At 68.2% G+C, this 17,448-nt stretch carries 17 protein-coding genes; 11 read left to right on the top strand and 6 right to left on the bottom strand.

Annotation, left to right across the window (positions count from 1 at the left end; translation table 11 throughout):
• Window positions 1-105 precede the first annotated feature (105 nt).
• Complete coding sequence (locus FMM06_RS10725; protein ID WP_144237394.1) at window positions 106-831, top strand: NYN domain-containing protein; 726 nt, start codon at window positions 106-108, stop codon at window positions 829-831.
• A 3-nt stretch (window positions 832-834) separates the two neighbouring features.
• Here FMM06_RS10725 and FMM06_RS10720 read toward each other — a convergent pair whose 3' ends face one another.
• Window positions 835-1,578, bottom strand: a complete 744-nt coding sequence (locus FMM06_RS10720) for an SIMPL domain-containing protein (RefSeq protein ID WP_144237393.1) — start codon at window positions 1,576-1,578, stop codon at window positions 835-837.
• A gap of 143 nt (window positions 1,579-1,721) precedes the next feature.
• Here FMM06_RS10720 and FMM06_RS10715 point away from each other — a divergent pair, with 143 nt between their 5' ends.
• Window positions 1,722-2,126 (top strand): GFA family protein, encoded by a 405-nt coding sequence (locus tag FMM06_RS10715; RefSeq protein WP_144237392.1) that lies wholly within the window; start codon window positions 1,722-1,724, stop codon window positions 2,124-2,126.
• Window positions 2,127-2,136: 10 nt separating this feature from the next.
• On the opposite strand, the gene gpmA is transcribed toward FMM06_RS10715, so the two are convergent.
• The 3 genes from gpmA to FMM06_RS10700 are packed head-to-tail and all read right to left on the bottom strand — an operon-like array spanning window position 2,137 to window position 4,401.
• Window positions 2,137-2,826: a 2,3-diphosphoglycerate-dependent phosphoglycerate mutase gene (gene gpmA, locus FMM06_RS10710; protein WP_144237391.1), complete on the bottom strand. Its 690-nt coding sequence runs from the start codon at window positions 2,824-2,826 to the stop codon at window positions 2,137-2,139.
• 4 nt (window positions 2,827-2,830) lie between these two features.
• Window positions 2,831-3,283 (bottom strand): GNAT family N-acetyltransferase, encoded by a 453-nt coding sequence (locus FMM06_RS10705; RefSeq protein WP_235889277.1) that lies wholly within the window; start codon window positions 3,281-3,283, stop codon window positions 2,831-2,833.
• Window positions 3,280-4,401 carry a M14 family metallopeptidase gene (locus tag FMM06_RS10700; protein ID WP_144237390.1) on the bottom strand — a complete coding sequence of 374 codons (1,122 nt, stop codon included), beginning with the start codon at window positions 4,399-4,401 and terminating at the stop codon, window positions 3,280-3,282. The genes FMM06_RS10705 and FMM06_RS10700 overlap by 4 nt, the downstream gene beginning before the upstream one ends.
• Window positions 4,402-4,547: 146 nt before the next feature.
• Between FMM06_RS10700 and FMM06_RS10695 the strand changes: the two genes are divergently transcribed.
• Window positions 4,548-6,569 carry an amidohydrolase family protein gene (locus FMM06_RS10695; protein WP_235889276.1) on the top strand — a complete coding sequence of 674 codons (2,022 nt, stop codon included), beginning with the start codon at window positions 4,548-4,550 and terminating at the stop codon, window positions 6,567-6,569.
• A gap of 3 nt (window positions 6,570-6,572) precedes the next feature.
• Here FMM06_RS10695 and FMM06_RS10690 read toward each other — a convergent pair whose 3' ends face one another.
• Window positions 6,573-7,169 carry a DUF4136 domain-containing protein gene (locus FMM06_RS10690; RefSeq protein WP_185965152.1) on the bottom strand — a complete coding sequence of 199 codons (597 nt, stop codon included), beginning with the start codon at window positions 7,167-7,169 and terminating at the stop codon, window positions 6,573-6,575.
• A gap of 80 nt (window positions 7,170-7,249) precedes the next feature.
• Between FMM06_RS10690 and galE the strand changes: the two genes are divergently transcribed.
• The 5 genes from galE to FMM06_RS10665 all read left to right on the top strand — a co-directional run bounded on the left by galE (window position 7,250) and on the right by FMM06_RS10665 (window position 11,907).
• Window positions 7,250-8,254 (top strand): UDP-glucose 4-epimerase GalE, encoded by a 1,005-nt coding sequence (galE, locus tag FMM06_RS10685; protein WP_144237387.1) that lies wholly within the window; start codon window positions 7,250-7,252, stop codon window positions 8,252-8,254.
• A 43-nt stretch (window positions 8,255-8,297) separates the two neighbouring features.
• The gene (gene ykgO / locus FMM06_RS10680) at window positions 8,298-8,423 is read left to right on the top strand and encodes a type B 50S ribosomal protein L36 (protein WP_137676796.1); all 126 of its coding nucleotides are present in this window, start codon (window positions 8,298-8,300) and stop codon (window positions 8,421-8,423) included.
• Window positions 8,424-9,029, top strand: coding sequence for an HAD family hydrolase (locus tag FMM06_RS10675; protein ID WP_144237386.1), 606 nt, complete (start codon window positions 8,424-8,426; stop codon window positions 9,027-9,029).
• A gap of 51 nt (window positions 9,030-9,080) precedes the next feature.
• Entirely contained in the window at window positions 9,081-10,211 is a 1,131-nt protein-coding gene (locus FMM06_RS10670) for a Gfo/Idh/MocA family protein (RefSeq protein WP_144237385.1), read from the top strand.
• Between the two features lie 61 nt (window positions 10,212-10,272).
• Entirely contained in the window at window positions 10,273-11,907 is a 1,635-nt protein-coding gene (locus FMM06_RS10665) for an MFS transporter (protein WP_144237384.1), read from the top strand.
• 49 nt (window positions 11,908-11,956) lie between these two features.
• On the opposite strand, the gene FMM06_RS10660 is transcribed toward FMM06_RS10665, so the two are convergent.
• A complete protein-coding gene (locus tag FMM06_RS10660; RefSeq protein WP_144237383.1) occupies window positions 11,957-12,565 on the bottom strand; it encodes an outer membrane protein in 609 nt (202 codons plus the stop codon).
• A 161-nt stretch (window positions 12,566-12,726) separates the two neighbouring features.
• On the opposite strand from FMM06_RS10660, the gene FMM06_RS10655 reads away from it, so the two are divergent.
• The 3 genes from FMM06_RS10655 to lon all read left to right on the top strand — a co-directional run bounded on the left by FMM06_RS10655 (window position 12,727) and on the right by lon (window position 17,414).
• On the top strand, window positions 12,727-13,671 hold the full coding sequence (locus tag FMM06_RS10655; RefSeq protein ID WP_144237382.1) for an AraC-like ligand-binding domain-containing protein: 945 nt from the start codon (window positions 12,727-12,729) through the stop codon (window positions 13,669-13,671).
• Window positions 13,672-13,763: 92 nt separating this feature from the next.
• Entirely contained in the window at window positions 13,764-14,951 is a 1,188-nt protein-coding gene (locus tag FMM06_RS10650) for a CaiB/BaiF CoA transferase family protein (protein ID WP_185965151.1), read from the top strand.
• Window positions 14,952-15,023: 72 nt separating this feature from the next.
• A complete protein-coding gene (gene lon, locus FMM06_RS10645; protein ID WP_144237380.1) occupies window positions 15,024-17,414 on the top strand; it encodes an endopeptidase La in 2,391 nt (796 codons plus the stop codon).
• The last annotated feature ends 34 nt before the right edge of the window (window positions 17,415-17,448 follow it).

Here is a 17,448-nt window from a genome sequence, read left to right as displayed (position 1 = left end):
GTGCGTCCACGCGTGCCCCCCCGTGCAGGAAGCGCCGGACCTTAGGGGGCGGGCAGGGCAGGGGCAACCTTGCCGCGCCGCGCTTTTGCGCCGAAAAGCCGAAGCATGGCCACCGACAACAGAACCCGCCTCGCCGTGCTGATCGACGCCGACAATGCGTCGGCGAAAATCGCCACCGGCCTGTTCGAGGAGATCGCCAAGATCGGCGAGGCGAGCGTGCGGCGCATCTACGGCGATTTCTCGGGCCCGCAGCTGGCGTCCTGGTCGCGCATCCTCGCCACCCACGCGATCCTGCCGCACCACAATGTCGCTGCCGTCGCAGGGAAAAACGCCAGCGACATCGCGCTGGTCATCGACGCGATGGACCTGCTCCACACCGGGCGTTTCGACGGCTTCTGCCTCGTGTCGTCGGACAGCGACTTCACCCGCCTGGCGTCGCGCATCCGCGAACAGGGCGTCGACGTCTATGGCTTCGGCGAACAGAAGACCCCAGAGAGTTTTCGTCAGGCGTGCCGCCGCTTCATCTACACCGAGAACCTGCTCCCCGAACCTCGCCCCGCACCAGGGAAACCGGTTACCGTCGCCGTTGCCGCGACCAAGCAGCCGCCGGCCGAAGCGATGCGCCTCGTCCGCACCGCGCTCGCGCAGCTCGAAGACGCGGATGGCTGGGTGTCGCTTGGCGTGCTCGGCAAGCGGCTGCTGGAACTCGCGTCCGACTTCGACCCGCGCACCTATGGGCACGCCAAGCTCGTCGATCTGGTGCAAAAGTCGGGCGGCTTCGAAGTGCGGCGGACGGACGGCGGCGGGGTGTACGTGCGGGACATGGCCTAGCCCTCAACGGGCCACCAGCACCACGTCCATGCCGACGCGAGCGTCGGTCACCACCTCGTCGCCCCGGCTGCCGTTCACCAAAGCCGCCATCTGAGCCCATACCGGCGGTTGTTCGACAGTTGCCGCCGGGTTGAAGACCCGCACGATGCGGCCGACGCGAAGGCCGAGCGCGCTGGCATAGGCATCTGCCTCGGCGCGCGCCTTCGCGATCGCTTCGGTGATGGCGGCGCCTCGTGCGGGCCTCTCGTCTCGCAGCGACAGCATCGCCGGCTGCGCGATGACGTTGTCCATCTCGAGCAAGATCCGGCGCACGGCGGCCAGCTGGCTCATGTCGGTCAACCCGATCTGGACCCCGACTTTCGCCGTCTTGCGCCTCTGCACCACGGCCATAAGAGCCCTCGTATCGGCGGTGTCGTCATCGCCGTAAGCTTCGTTGCCGACGAAGCCCATCTGTTCCGCGGACGGCAAAACGGTGATCGCGGCCTCCGGGACGCCGGCGTCCCGCAGCCTGGCCCGAAGGTCGCGTAGCGCGGTTTGGCCAGCCTGGCGTGCCGCGGCGTCCGTGTCGGCGCGCGCCGAAAGCGTCAATCGGATGCGCGCCTCGTCCGGACGACTGCGGACCTGCCCCGACCCCGAAACCTGTGCCAGCACCTCACCGGGTGAAAGCGCGACCGGGCCCGGCGCCTGCGCGGCGAGAGGCGCGGCTGCGAACAGTGCAGCCGCTGCACACAAGATGCTGGCGCGCATTGGAACTTGGGCCTCCCTACCGTCCAGATTTCGCTCCGGCGCAGAATGTCCCGGATCGGGTCGAGAGAGCAAGCCGGGGTGGTGGGCGCAGCCGCCAAGCTCGCAGGCGCGACACGAGACCGCCGGTTCGCTATGCCGCTGCAATGCTCACCATGTCCTGCCTTTGCGGCCAAGTTCTTGTCCATGCTAACAAGCGCCCCGACTTCATCCACGCGTGCAACTGCACCTTGTGCAGCAAGACCGGCGCGCACTGGGGCTATTTCCACCCATCCGAGGTGACGGTCAAAGGCGCAACGACGGGGTACGCCCGCGCCGACAAGGCTGAGGCGTCGGCTGAAGTCCGCTTCTGTGCGACCTGCGGGTCGACGACGCACTTCATTTTGACGGCGCGCGCGGTCGCGAAGTTCGGCGACACCATGATGGGCGTGAACATGCAGCTGGCGGACGAGCGCGATCTGGCTGGCGTGGAAGTGCGCTATCCTGATGGGCGAGCGTGGGGCGGTGCAGGCGACTTCGCCTACGTTCGCGAGGCGCGCATCATCGGCTAGGCGGCGAAGATCAGGTCATGTCGCGCAGATAATCCCGCCGCACCGCGCGCAGGTCGTCGGCGAGTTCGTAGACCAGGGGCTGGCCCGTCGGGATTTCCTCGTGGAGGATGTCCGCGTCGCTGATACCCGAGAGGTGCTTGACGAGGGCGCGGAGCGAGTTGCCGTGGGCGACGATACAGATGCGTTTTCCCGCTTCGAGCTCGGGGACGATCGCGGCCTGGAAGTAGGGCAGGACGCGGGCGATCGTGTCCTTCAGGCTTTCCGACGCCGGGATGTGCACCCCGGTGTATCGGCGGTCGCGGGTCATCGAGAATTCGGAGTCCGCGGCCATCGGCGGGGGCGGCACGTCGAAGCTGCGGCGCCACAGCAGGACCTGCTCCTCGCCGTGCTTGGCCGCGGTCTCCGCCTTGTTGAGCCCCGTCAGCCCGCCGTAGTGGCGCTCGTTCAGGCGCCAGTCCTTGACCATCGGCAGCCAGAGGCGGTCCATCGCCTCCAGCGCGAGGTTGGCGGTCAGGATGGCGCGGCTTTGGACGCTGGTGAACACCAGGTCGAAGTCGAAGCCCTTCTCGGCGAGCAGCTTGCCCGCGGCGGCCGCCTCGGCGCGGCCCTTGTCGGTCAGCGCGGCGTCCCACCAGCCAGTGAAGCGGTTCTCGAGATTCCACGCCGACTGGCCGTGGCGGATCAGGACGAGGCTGGGCATGGGTCTAAAGATCCAGGTGCATGAAGCGGCTGAAGGCGTTGGCCTGATAGTCGGCGAACGGCCCGCCGTCCACGAAGCCGAAGCGCCGGTACAGCGCATGCCCCGCCTCGAACCGCGGGCCCGTGCCGGTCTCCAGGCTGAGCCGCGTGTAACCGCGGGCGCGTGCCTCGGCGATGACCTGCGTCAGGATCGCCGCCCCCGCGCCGCGACGGACATGGCCCGGGTGGGTGCGCATCGACTTGACCTCGCCCATGCCGTCGCCGCAGCGCAGGCCGCCGATGCCGAGCAGTTCGTCGCCGTCCCATGCCGTCCAGACCATGATGTCGGGTGCCCGCAGCGCGTCGCCGGGCAGCGCATGGACATGCTCGCGCGGCGAATTCGCGTGCATGTCGGCGAGGTGCAGGTCGAGCAGCGCCAGCACGGCGTCGCTCGTCACATCGTCGCGGCGGACGATCACCGCAGCCGCTCCACGACCTCCAGCAGCGCGCGCAGGCAGTCGCGCGCCAGTACCTTCGACCGCTCGGGCGACCAGCCGGCCTGCGCGTCGGGGTTCTCGGCGACGTCCTTGAAGGGCATCTCCAGCGTCGTCGCGAGGCTGCCGAAACGCTCGGCCAGCTGGTTGGTGCTCATCGTCAGATTGGCCTTGCCGGGCGCCGATGCCGGGTAGCCGATGCGGGTCTGGAAGTCGGGGCTGAGCCGCGCCAGCGTCTCCTTGTACTCGGTCAGCAGGCCCATCTGGCGGTCGGTGATCGACGGAATCCCCTCGAACCCGGCGATGAAATTGTGCGGCAGCGCCTCGTCGCCGTGGACGTCCATCGCGAAGTCGACGCCGGTCGCGTCCATCGCCGCGAGCGTGCACAGCACCTCGGGCGAGCGCTCGGCGCTGGGGGCGGCCCATTCGCGGTTGAGGTTGGTGCCCACGGCGTTGGTCCGCAGGTGGCCGCGGCAGGACCCGTCGGGGTTCATGTTCGGCACGATGTGGAAGCTGCACGCCTTGCGAAGGGCGACGCTGAGGTCGTCGCCGCTGGTCAGCGCCTCGAGCGCCCCCTCCATCCACCACTCGGCCATGCTCTCGCCGGGGTGCTGGCGGCCGTAGAGCCAGACGATGCGCGGGCCTGTGCCGAGCCGCACGCGGTCGATCGGCTGGCCCTCGATCGAGGTGCCGAGCACGTCGGTGGTCACCCCCTCGCGCTGCCCGATGCGCGCGATCAGGTCGTGGTGCCGCTCCATCGAATAGGGCGCGAAATAGGCGATCCACAGGCTGTCGCCGCGCGGCGTGACACGGATCGTCAGCACGCCGTCCTCGTAGCTCGTCGGCGCGCGCGTCCAGCTCTGGCGGTCGTCGCTGACAACCGCGCGATAGTCGGTCCAGCCGCCCGGATAGGCCGAGCCGCCGCAGTTGGTGATGCGGATCGCGCACGCCTGGCCGCGTGCGCCGGTCAGGCGGAAGTGGAACCACTGGTAGAACTCGCTGTGCGCGTCCTTGCGGATCGCAAGCTCGATGGCGCCCGGCCCCGCGATGCGCAGGACGTCGATATTGCCGCTGTCGAAGGCGGCGGAGACGGCGATGGTCATGCCCCGGGTAATGGCGCGTGGCAGGCGCCGCGGCAAGTATTGCCATGGTGGAAACGCCTCGCCATTGTGCCGCCGTTACGACCTGGGGATGATCCATGCGCCTGATGCTGCTTGCTGCTCTGCTGGCTTCCGGGGGGGCGACCGCCGTGTCCGCGCACCAGGCCGCGCCGACCGCGACTCCGGGGCCGGCGACCAAGGAGCAGTTGCTCACCCCGCCCGCCGGCGCGCGCCACTACACGCTGAGCTCGGTCGCGGGAAAGCACGGCGACAACTGGGCGTGGACAATGCCCGACGGGCGCACCGCCTACCGCATGTCGATGAACCTGCGCGGCTGGATCACCGAGGTCGACGCGCTGGTCACGCTGGGCGCCGACAAGCGGCCGACCGCGATCGCCATCCGCGGCTTCACCGATTCGGGCGATGCGACCGAGACCTTCAACGTCGATGCGAGCGGCACCGCGCGCTGGCAGACCGTCGTCGATAAGGGCTCGGCACCCTTCGCCGGCAAGCGCTACAACACCTATGGCGGCCCCTATCTGATGTCGGAGCTCGACATCGGCGCCCTCGTCGCGGCGGGCGACAAGGGGATCGACATGCTGCCGTCGGGCCGCGCCTCGATCACCATCGGCCAGGCGGTCGAGGTGACCGGGCCGAAGGGCCCCGAGCAGGTGCGGCTGGGCTTCGTCAGCGGCTATGGCTTCTCGCCGTTCCCGGTGTGGCTCGACAAGGACAACGGCATGTTCGGGCGCGCCGGCATCGTCTCGCTGCTGCCCGAAGGCTATGAGGCGAACGGTCCGAAGCTGAAGGACGCGCAGGACGCCGCCATTGCCGAAGCCGTGCGCACCGTGGCGCGGACCTTCCTAAGCCCCGCCAACCGCACCCCGACGCTGGTCGACAATGTGCTGATGTTCGACGCGGTGGCGGGCAAGTATCTGCCCGGCCGCGCGGTGCTGATCGCCGACGGCAAGGTCGCCGCGGTGGGGGCGGCGGGCAGCATCAAGGCGCCGGCGGGTGCGGTGGTCATCGACGGGCGCGGCAAGACGCTGACCCCGGGCCTGTGGGATTCGCACCTGCACATCGGCGGCGACGACTGGAACCTGCTGCAGAACGTCGCGACCGGCATCACCAATTTCCGCAGCCCGGGCTCGATGATCGACGAGGCGCAGAGCATGGCCAAGCGCCGCGCGGCGGGCGAGCTGGTCGCCCCCGACGGCAAGGTTTCGGTGATCGTCGACGGCAAGAACCCGCTCGCGGCGCAGGGTGCCGAGACGGTCTCGTCGCTCGCGGAGACGATCGCCGCGGTCGACCGGATCAAGGCGGCGGGGATGTGGGGGGTGAAATTCTACACCTCGATGACCCCGGCGTGGATCGCCCCGGCGGCGGCGCATGCAAAGAAGCTGGGCCTGCACGTCCACGGCCATATTCCCGCCGGCATGCGGCCGATCGAGGCAGTGCGCGCGGGCTACGACGAGATCACCCACATCAATTTCATCATGATGCAGGCGATGCCGCAGGCGGTCGTCGACAAGGCGAACACCGCGGCCCGGCTGGAGGGCCCGGCGCAGTACGCGAAGGACGTCGATCTCGATTCGCCCGCGATGAAGGCCTTCTATGCCGAGCTGGCGAAAAGGAAGACGATCATCGACCCGACGCTCGTCGTGTGGGAATCGCTGATGACCTCGGACGGCAGCGCGATCTCGCCCTCCTACGCGCCGTTTGCCGACGTCTCGCCGCCCAGCGTCGCGCGCGGTTGGCGCACCGGGGGCTATCCCCTGTTCGGCAACGTCACCCGCGACGACTTCCGCAAGAGCTTCGCCAAGATGGCGGGCGTCGTCGGCAAGCTGTACCAGGCGGGCGTACCGATCGTCGCGGGCACCGACGGCTACGGCCTCGAGCTCGTCCGCGAACTCGAACTCTACCAGCAGGTCGGCATGACCAATGTGCAGGCGCTGCAGAGCGCGACGATCGTGCCCGCGCGCATGGTCGGCATGGCCGACACCACGGGGTCGATCGCGCCGGGCAAGACCGCCGATATCATCCTGGTCGAGGGCGATGTGTCGAAGGACCTCGGCAACCTGCGCCACGTCCACACCGTCTTCCTGGGCGGTTACCGCCTCGACGGTAACGCGCTCAGGACGGCGAGCGGGCTGCAGGGGATGCCGAAGTAAGGCCTAGCGCCGCGGCGGCTTGACCAGCACCGTCTGCCCCGGCGTGCCCGGGAAGCCCGCGAGCAGCGCCCGGGCCAGTTCGGGGATCTGCCGGCCCAGGTCGCCGCCGCCGTCGCGGCTGTCCCCGGCACCCGTGGCCGTGCCTTCCCAGATGATCGAGCTGTCGGCGCGACGCTTGATCTGCAGGCTGAGGCTGGTCGTCACGATGTCGCCGGGGCGCGACTGGCCGACCGGGAAGCTGACGCCGCCGCCGACACCGCCGCCGCGGCCGAAGCTGCCGCCGCCCAGACCGATCGACAGCCCGCCGCGGCGCGGTGCGGGGCGCGCCTGCTGGCGGATCTCGATAATCCCGACATAGGCCGCGTTGGGGTCGGTGGCGGTCGGCACGAAGCTCTGCGCCGACAGTTCGCGGCCGATCGCATCGGCATAGGTGCGGAATTCGAGGCCCGACGGCTGGCCCGCCGCGGGGACGAGCTGGATCGTCGAACGCGCGATCGGCTGGCCGAGGTGGAAGCGCTTCACCTCGGTGCCGGGGTTGCTCGTGGTGCAGGCAGCAAGCCCAAGCAGCAGGGCGGGGATCAGGATGTTACGCACGGTCATGGAACTTGGGCCCTCAAAACTTCTTGTCGTACCCGTTACAACGCGCGCCGCATGATACGGACGCATTCGCAAGGACAGGCATGGACAGGGATACGGTACTCGTCACCGGCGGCGCCGGCTATATCGGCAGCCACGCGGTGCTCGCGCTGCGCGATGCGGGCCGCAAGGTCGCGGTCATCGACACTCTGGCCACCGGTTTTCGCTGGGCGGTGCCCGACGATGTGCCCTTCTACCACGGCGACGTCGCCGACGCGGCGCTGATCGACCGCATCCATGCCGAGCAGGGGGTGCAGGCGATCCTGCACTTCGCGGGCTCGCTGCTGGTGCCCGAATCGGTCGAGCAGCCGTTCAAATATTACCTCAACAACGTCGTCGCCTCGCGCTCGCTGGTCGAGAGCGCGGTCCGGAACGGCGTGCCGCACTTCATCTTCTCGTCGACCGCAGCGGTGTACGGCATTCCCGCGGTCGTGCCGGTCACCGAGGACGCGCCCAAGGCGCCGATCAACCCCTATGGCAACACCAAGTTGATCACCGAGATGATGCTTGCCGACGTCGCGCGGGCGCATCCGATCAACTACGGCGCTCTCCGCTACTTCAACGTCGCGGGCGCCGACCCGCAGGCGCGGTCGGGCCAGTCGACGCGGGGCGCCACCCACCTCATCCATGTCGCGGCCGAGGCCGCACGCGGCCTGCGCGACGGCGTCATGGTGTACGGTACCGACTACGATACGCCCGACGGGACCGGGGTGCGCGACTATATTCACGTCAGCGACCTCGCGGCTGCGCATGTCGCGGCGCTCGACGCGCTGATCGCCGCGCCGGACAAGTCGTTCGCGATGAACTGCGGCTATTCGCGCGGCTTCTCGGTGCTGGAGGTGCTCGATGCGGTCGACCGGGTCACCAACATGAAGCTGAAGCGCACCATCACTGGGCGCCGCGCCGGCGATCCCGACACGCTGGTCGCGGGCACCGACCGCATCCGCGCCGAACTCGACTGGAGGCCGCAGCACGACAACCTCGAGACCATCGTCGCCCATGCGCTCGAATGGGAGCGCCAGCTTGACTTGCGCGGCCTCCGACCGTAGGGAGCGCGACCTTTCCGACCAATCCTACAGCACCGGTGCCCCCATGAAGGTTCGTAACTCGCTCAAGTCGCTCAAGGGGCGTCACCGCGACTGCCGCGTCATCCGCCGCCGTGGCCGGACCTACGTGATCAACAAGACCAACCGCCGCTTTAAGGCGCGCCAGGGCTAAGTGCCTGTTACGACCGTCGTTTTCGACGTCGGTCATGTCCTGTACGACTGGGACCCGCTCACCCTCTACGCGAAGCTGATTCCCGACGCCGCCGAACTCGAGTGGTTCCTGGCGACTGTCGTGACGCGCGAGTGGCATTTCCAGCACGATGCCGGTCGTGCGTTTTCCGACACTTCTGCGGAGTTGTCCGGACAATATCCGGCCTATGCCCCGCTGATCGCCGCGTACGGCCCGCGCTGGCTGGAGACGATCCCTGGGCCGATGCCGGGCATGCTCGAGTTGGTCGAGGAACTAGCCGCGCGCGACGTGCCCCTGTTCGCGATCACCAATTTCAGCGATGAATTCTGGGCGATGTTCCGCCCGACCGCGCCGGTCTTCGACCACTTCCTCGATGTGATCGTCTCGGGCACCGAACGGATGGTCAAGCCCGACCGGCCGATCTTCGAGCTCGCGATGCGGCGCTTCGGGCTGGCTCCGGGCGAGGCGCTGTTCGTCGACGACCGCGCTGACAACGTGCGCGGCGGGGAGAGCGTCGGCCTGATCGGCCATGTCTTCGACGGCGAGCCCGGCCTGCGGGCGCGTTTGGTCGCACTCGGCCTGCTCTGAGGGGCCCGGGCGGGGCCTGCGCGGGTTGAGGCCCGCGAAGGAGCCCCTGTCATGCCCGAACTCAACCGCCGCGAACTCGCCGCCGCCGCTGCCGGCGGCGTCCTCGTCGCCGCCGCCGCCGAGACCCCCGGGCCGCCGCTCGCACCGCCCGACCGCCAGCCGCCCGACCTGAAACTGCCGCAGCCGGTCCGCAAGGCAGGCTACGCCATTGTCGGACTTGGCAAATTATCGGTCGAGGAAATCCTGCCCGCGTTCGGCAGCGCCAGGCGCTCGCGCGCCGCCGCGCTGATCAGCGGCCACCCCGACAAGGCCCGCCAGCTCGCCCAGGTCTACGGCGTCGCGCCGGGGTCGCTCTATGGCTACGACGACTACCGCCGCCTGCGCGACGACAAGGACGTGGACATTGTCTACATCGTCCTGCCCAACTCGATGCACGCAGACCATACGATCCGGGCGCTCGAAGCGGGCAAGCACGTGCTGTGCGAAAAGCCGATGGCGACGACGCCGGCCGAATGCGAGCGCATGATCGCCGCCGCCAAGGCCGCCAACCGCAAGCTGATGATCGCCTACCGCATCCATTTCGAGCCGCACAATTTGCGCGCCGTCGAGGCCGCGAAGGGAATGGGCGGCATCCGCAGCTTCGCCTCGACCAATGCCCAGACGACGACCGCGCCGAACATCCGCCTGTCGAAGGCGCTCGGCGGCGGTCCGGTCGGCGACACCGGTGTCTACTCGTTCAACACCGCGCGCATGTTCCTGAACGAGGAGCCCGTCGAGGTGACCGCGCGAGAATGGCGGCCCGCCGGCGATCCGCGCTTCCGCGAGGTGCCGGCGTCGGTCAGCTACACGCTGCGCTACCCCAGCGGCGTCGTCGCGCATTGCGATACCAGCTTCAACGCTGCCGAGAGCCGCTTCTATCGCGTCACCTGTGCCGACGGCGTTGTCCATATGGACAGCGCCTTCAGCTATCACGGCCAGCAGCTCCGCCTTACGGCCAAGGACGGGACGCAGATACCGCGGATCCGGGCGATCGACCAGTTCGCCGCCGAGATGGACCATTTCTCCGACGTCGTCCTCGACGGCGGCACGGTGCGCACGCCCGGCGAGATGGGGCTGGCCGACCAGCGCATCATTGCGGCGATCGGCGAGGCGGCGCGTACCGGACGGCCCGTTCGCCTGTAAGGCTTGTCGCCCCCCCGCCGCACCGGTTACACCGGCATGACGGCGGGGGGCGTGACACGACATGGCAACGGCATCGGCAGCGGCGACAGACGGTATCGTTCTCGATCCCAAGCGCGACCGGCTGGTCATCATCGCGTCGTCGCTCGGAACCGTGTTCGAATGGTACGACTTCTTCGTCTACGGCACGCTTGCGGCGCTGCTCGGCAACTATTTCTTCCCCTCCGACAACGAAGGCGCGGCGCTGCTGAAGAGCCTCGCGGCGTTCGGCGTCGGCTTCGGCGTTCGGCCGCTCGGTGCGATCGTGTTCGGCCATTTCGGCGATCTGGTCGGGCGCAAATATACCTTCCTCGCGACGATCACGCTGATGGGTGTCGCCACGGCTCTCGTCGGCGTGCTGCCGACCTATGCCGAGATCGGCATCTGGGCGCCGATCCTGCTGCTCGTGCTGCGGATCATGCAGGGCCTCGCGCTCGGCGGCGAATACGGCGGCGCGGCAATCTACGTCGCCGAGCATGCGCCGCCCGGCAAGCGCGGCTTCTACACCAGCTTCATCCAGGCGTCGGTGGTCGGCGGCTTCCTGCTGTCGATCGCGGTGGTGCTCGGGGTGACGGCGATCGTCGGCAAGGAGGACTTCGTTGCCTGGGGCTGGCGCATCCCGTTCCTGTTCTCGCTGCTGCTGCTCGCAATCTCGCTCTACATCCGCCTCAAGCTCAAGGAATCGCCGATCTTCGCGGCGATGAAGTCGGCGGGCACGACGTCGAAGAACCCGGTGATGGACAGCATCCGCGAGCCCGGCAATCTGCGCCCGATCCTCATCGCGATGATCGGTGTCGCGGCAGGCCTGACGGTGATCTGGTACACCGCGCAGTTCCAGACGCTGTACTTCCTCCAGCAGGCGGCGCGCGTCGACCAGACTAGTGCGCAGATCCTGCTCGGCATCGCGGCGTGCATCTCGGCGCCTTTGTTCGTGCTGGCGGGCTGGCTGTCGGACAAGGTCGGGCGCAAGCCGCTGATGGTCGTCGGCTACGGCCTGACGCTGATCTTCCTGTTCCCGCTGTTCCACCTGATCGCCGATGCCGCCAACCCGGCGCTCGCCAAGGCCTCCGAGCGCGCACCGGTGACGGTCGCCAACGCGTCGTGCAGCTACAACCCGTTCGCCAGCGGCAAGCAGGAGAGCGAGTGCGCGCAGGTGCTCGACTTCTTCACCAAGAAGGGCGTCGGCTATACCAAGCTGCCGGGCGAGGGCCGCACCACCGTCGCGGTCGGCGGCACGCTGGTCGAGGGGTTGAACCCGGAGGCGTTGCAGGAGGCGCTGCGCGACGCGGGCTATCCGGGCTCGGTCGACCCCGCGACGGGCAAGTGGGACCTGCGTGCCGACCCGGAGGCGCGCGACGACCTGATGATCCTGTTCGGCTGCGTCATGCTCGGCCTGCTCAGCGCGATGACCTATGGCCCGGTCGCGGCGATCCTCGTCGAGATGTTCCCGGCGCGCATTCGCTACACGTCGCTGTCGGTGCCCTATCACATCGGGACGGGCTATTTCGGCGGCTTCCTGCCCTTTGTCGCGCAGTACATCGTCGTGACGACCGGCGATGTCTTTGGCGGGCTGTGGTACACTTTTGCGGTGGTCGCGGTGGCGCTGGTGGTCACGGTGTTCTTCCTGCCTGAAACGCGACATCGCGACATCACCAAGTGAGTGTCCGCTGGGCAATCGGACGCCCGATCGCCCAGCGGCCGAGGCCTGCTCAAAAGCGCGTTCCGAAGCCGATCAGCAGCTGGTTGCGCGTCACGTCCTCCATATAGGGGCCGTCGTTCCCATAGCGGGTCAAGCGATACTCGGCCTTCGCAAAAAGGCGCCCGCCCAGGTTCCGCTCGACGCCCAGTCCAAGCCTCAGCCCGCCGCGGTCGGCGGATAGCCGCTCGGACTCGAAGCCGCCGGCTACCTTGACGTCGTAGCGAATATCGAAGCGGCTGTTGGCATAACCCGCCTTGACGTAGCCGAGCGTGCGCGGCGACAGCAGAAGCCCAAGGCGCAGGGCGACGTCGAGGTCCCGTCCGAGATCCTGGTGCAGGCGGTCGCCGGCAAGCGCGGTGGTCTTGCCCGCGCCGACCGTCCACGCCGCGCCGCCCTCGACGCCGAGCGTCAGCCGGCTGCCAAGCGGGAAGTCGTATCCGACGGCGCCGCCGAGGCGTGCACCGTTCAGCGTGTCGGGAAGGTCCTCGAAATTGTCGTGGCTCGACAGGCGGTCATAGCCAATCGTCGCTTCGACCCGCGGTCCGGTCATCGTCTGCGCAAGTCCGGGGGTGCCGGCCATCGCGAGATAGGCAAGCGGGATGAGTGTCAAACGGTGCATGATCTTTCCTTTTAGGGGTTGGCGGTCTGTGTCCGCGCTGCGCCCCTCTAGTCGTGCCCTGGGCGAGGCGCGCGACTGCGCGCGCAGGAAAGTCGACTGTCCGCGCAAACCGCGGTTTGACTCGATTATCGGGCGGATTTACCCCAGCGCGGGGGAGCAGCATGGGGTACGACCAGCCCGGTTCCGGTGAGCCGATCGACGAGCGCGTCGAGACCTGGCGCGCCGCAGTCCGGTCGGCATTCGTCGAGTTGCACGTCGAACCGGTCGATCGTAGCGGCTTTCGCGGATCGTTGACGATGGCCGGGCGAGCCGACCTCGAAGTCGCCGACATTCGGGCGGCCGGACAGCGCGTCGAGCGCCATTACAGCGCGATCCGCCGCTCGCCATCGGACCATCTCTATCTGGTGTGGCAGCGCCAAGGTCGCGGGTGTGTCGAAAACGAACTCGGCACCGCATGGCTCCGTCCCGGCGACATCGTCATCTATGATCCCGACCGGCCTCATGCGCTGGCGTTCGAAGGCAATTTCGCCCAGGTCTGCGTCAAGGTTCCGCGGCATTGCCTCGTCGGCAGTGCGGGGCATCATCTCGATCCTATGATCGGCCAGCGGCTTGCGGCGTCGCTCGGTTCTTTGCGGGTGCTCGGTGCGGCGACGCAGGCGCTGCTCGACGAGCCCGAGGGCGGCGACGATCCGTTCGTCGCCGGACTGTTTCTCGATGCGCTCGGCCGCAGTCTTGACTGGGCGCGTCGCGGTAGGGAGGGCGACGGCGCGCGCGCTTTCGGGCGCGGCGACCGCATGCGGCGTTTCGTTCGAGAGAATTTCCGCGCCGAAGGCCTGGCACCTGCCGATGCCGCCGCCGCGCTGGGCTGTTCGCTCCGGCAGGTGCACATGATCTGCGCCGAGATGGGCACGACTTTCGGGCGATTATTGCTGTCGACGCGGCTGGAGGCCGTGCGTCAGGCGATCCTCGACGGCCGCGGCGACCGCCTCGGCACGATCGCCTTCGACTGCGGTTTTCGCGATCCTTCGCACTTTGCGCGTACCTTCAAGGCGAAGTTCGGCACGGCACCGCGGGAGTTCGGCAGGGTCGGTCCGACCGCCGCCTGACGGGTCGAGGCGCATCAGATCCGGTCGATATTGCGCGCGCACTTTATGCGGCTCATACCTCGTGCAGTCTGTCGCAATCCGCGGAAACATTCGTGACCCCACCCCTCGCGGGCATCCGCGTCGTCGATCTCAGCCAGATCGTGTCGGGGCCGATGGCGGCGTGCATCCTCGCCGACCAAGGGGCGGACATCATCAAGGTCGAGACGCCGGGCGGTGACCCGGTGCGCGGGCTGGGGCCGAAGAAGGGCGACCTGTCGGCGATGTTCATCGCCGTCAATCGCGGCAAGCAGGGCATTGCCCTGGACCTGAAGCAACCGGCCGCCTGCGCCGTGTTGCGCGACCTGATCGCGCGCGCCGATGTGCTGATCGAGAATTTCCGCCCCGGGGTCATCGACCGGCTGGGGTTCGGATGGGAGGCGTGCCGCGCACTCAACCCGCGCCTCGTGTTCGCGTCGATCACGGGCTTCGGCCCCGACGGGCCGTACAGCAATATCCGCGTCTACGACCCCGTCGTGCAGGCGGTGTCGGGGCTGGCGGCGACGCAGGTCGACGGCGAGGGGCGGCCGGGGCTGATCCGCTCGCTGATCGCCGACAAGGTCACCGCACTGACCGCCGCTCAGGCGATCACCGCGGCGCTGTTCGTCCGCGAGCGGACGGGGGAGGCGCAGCGCGTCGACATCGCGATGCTCGACGCGGCGGTCGCGTTCAACTGGCCCGACGGGATGTACAACCACGGCTTCGCCGACGATCCGCCGCCGGCCTTTCCCGAATATGGCGCGATGATGCGGCTATGGGCGGCGGCGGACGGGCAGGTCGCGATCGGCTCGCTGCAGGATGCCGAGTTCGCAGCACTGATGCGGGCGGTCGGGCTCGACGATCTCGCTGAGGACCCGCGGCTGCGCGGCGTCGCGGGGCGCATGGCGTTGCAGAAGGAATGGGCGCCGCGCCTGTCGGCGGCGCTCAAGGCGACCGACCTCGACACGCTGATGACGGGCTTCGTCCGCGAAGGCGCGGTTGGCGGGCGAGTCAACGCTCTGGCGCAGGTGCCCGGCGATCCCCAGGTGCGGCACAATGCCATCGTCGCCGAGATCGACCATGGCGCGACGGGCCGCGTGCGCTCCCCGCGCGGTGCGGCGCGCTTCGGGGCGACCGCGCAACTGGCTCCCCGACCGGCGCCGCACCTTGGGGAGCACTCGGTCGCGATCCTGCGCGAGCTGGGCCGCGACGACGAAACGATCGCCGCGCTGCTCGCCGCCGGAGCCGTAAAATCCCCCGATTGATGAGCGCGTGCACAATACCCATATCAGTTTCGTGACGCCCGCCGTATCTTCGGGCGTGGGAGTATTTCTCGAATGACCGATACCCAGACCCTGCCCGTCCTGCCGCTGCGCGACATCGTGGTTTTCCCGCAGATGATCGTGCCGCTGTTCGTCGGGCGCGACAAGTCGGTGAAGGCGCTCGAAGCCGTGATGCACGGCGACAAGACCGTCTTCCTGCTCAGCCAGAAGAACCCCGGCGACGAGGATCCGCAGGCCGACGAACTGTACGACATCGGCACCGTCGCGACGGTGCTGCAGCTGCTGAAGCTGCCCGACGGCACGGTCAAGGTGCTCGTCGAGGGGCAGTCGCGCGCGCGGCTGACTTCGCTCGATGCCGGTGCCGATTACCTGTCGGCCGAGATCGAGGCGGTCGAGGACGTGCTCGGCGATGCGACGCAGATCGAGGCGCTGGTGCGCTCGGCGGCGAAGCAGTTCGAGGGCTACGTCAAGCTCAACAAGAAGACCGCGCCCGAGATCGCGGTGCAGATCGGCCAGATCGACGACGCCGGCCGCTTTGCCGACACGGTGGCGGCGAACCTCAACCTGAAGATCGCCGACAAGCAGACCATCTTGGGCGAGGCCGACGTCGCCAAGCGCCTCGAGCTCGTCTTCGGCTTCATGGAAGGCGAGATGGGCGTCATGCAGGTCGAGAAGAAGATCCGCAGCCGCGTCAAGCGCCAGATGGAGAAGACGCAGCGCGAGTATTATCTCAACGAGCAGATGAAGGCGATCCAGCGCGAGCTGGGCGAGGGCGAGGACGCCAAGGACGAGATCACCGAGATCGAGGAGAAGATCGCCGGCGCGCGCCTGCCCAAGGAGGCGCGCGAGCGCGCGATCAGCGAGCTCAAGAAGCTGAAGGCGATGGCGCCGCAGTCGGCGGAAGCGACCGTCGTGCGCAACTATATGGACGTGCTGCTCGGCCTGCCGTGGGGCAAGCGCTCCAAGGTCAAGAAGGACATCGCGCTCGCGCAGAAGATCCTCGACGACGACCATTACGGGCTGGAGAAGGTCAAGGACCGGATCATCGAATATCTCGGTGTCCAGGTGCGGACCAACAAGCTGAAGGGCCCGATCCTCTGCCTCGTCGGCCCACCCGGCGTCGGCAAGACCTCGCTTGGCCGCTCGATCGCGAAGGCGACGGGGCGTGAGTTCGTGCGCCAGTCGCTGGGCGGCATGCGCGACGAGGCCGAGATCCGCGGCCACCGCCGAACGTACATCGGCTCGCTGCCGGGCAAGGTGATTCAGAACCTCAAGAAGGCGGGCACGTCCAACCCGCTGTTCCTGCTCGACGAGATCGACAAGCTCGGCGCGGATTTCCGCGGCGACCCGTCGTCGGCGCTGCTCGAGGTGCTCGATCCGGAGCAGAACAAGGCGTTCAACGACCATTATCTGGAGATCGATTATGATCTCTCGGACGTGATGTTCGTGACCACGGCGAACAGCCTCAACATGCCGCAGCCGCTGCTCGACCGCATGGAGATCATCACGCTGTCGGGTTACACCGAGGACGAAAAGGTCGAGATCGCCAAGCGCCACCTGCTGTCGAAGCAGTACGAGAACCACGGCCTGAAGCCGCACGAGTTCGCGGTGACCGACGAGGCGCTGCGCGACCTGATCCGCTATTACACGCGCGAGGCGGGTGTCCGCACGCTCGAGCGTGAACTGGCGAAGTTGGCGCGCAAGTCGCTGCGGCGGATTCTCGAGAAGCAGGCGACGACGGTCACGGTCGACAGCGACAATCTGCACGAGTTCGCGGGCGTACGGAAATACCGCTTCGGCGTCGGCGAGGTCGATGACCAGATCGGCGCGGTGACGGGCCTGGCGTGGACCGAGGTCGGCGGCGAGCTGCTGACCATCGAGGCGGTCACCGCACCCGGCAAGGGGCTGATCAAGACGACCGGCAAGTTGGGCGACGTGATGACCGAATCGATCGCCGCCGCGCTGTCGTTCGTCAAGGCGCGCTCGGTGCAGTACGGCATCAAGCCGAGCATCTTCGAGAAGAAGGACCTGCACGTCCACGTTCCCGAGGGCGCGACGCCCAAGGACGGGCCGAGCGCCGGCGTCGGCATGGTGACGGCGATCGTCTCGACGCTGACCGGCATCCCGGTCCGCAAGGACGTCGCGATGACCGGCGAGGTCACGCTGCGTGGCCGCGTGCTGCCGATCGGCGGTTTGAAGGAGAAGCTGCTGGCGGCTCTGCGGGGTGGCATCACCACGGTGCTGATCCCGGCCGAGAACGAGAAGGACCTCGCCGACATCCCGGCGAACGTCAAGGAAGGGCTGCGCATCATCCCCGTCGCGCATGCCGACCAGGTTCTCGAATATGCGCTGGTCACGCCGCTGATCCCGATCGACTGGGTCGAGCCTGCCGAACTCGCGGTGGTGCCCGACCCGGCGGCCGCGGAGGTCGTGCTGCGGCATTGACCGGGGGGTGCATTCCGCGCCTTATGTGCGGCTT

The organism is Glacieibacterium frigidum, from assembly GCF_007097155.1.
GTDB lineage: Bacteria > Pseudomonadota > Alphaproteobacteria > Sphingomonadales > Sphingomonadaceae > Glacieibacterium > Glacieibacterium frigidum.
The sequence above is the reverse complement of the archived record's forward strand: the minus strand, read 5'-3'. Positions and strand labels throughout refer to the sequence as shown.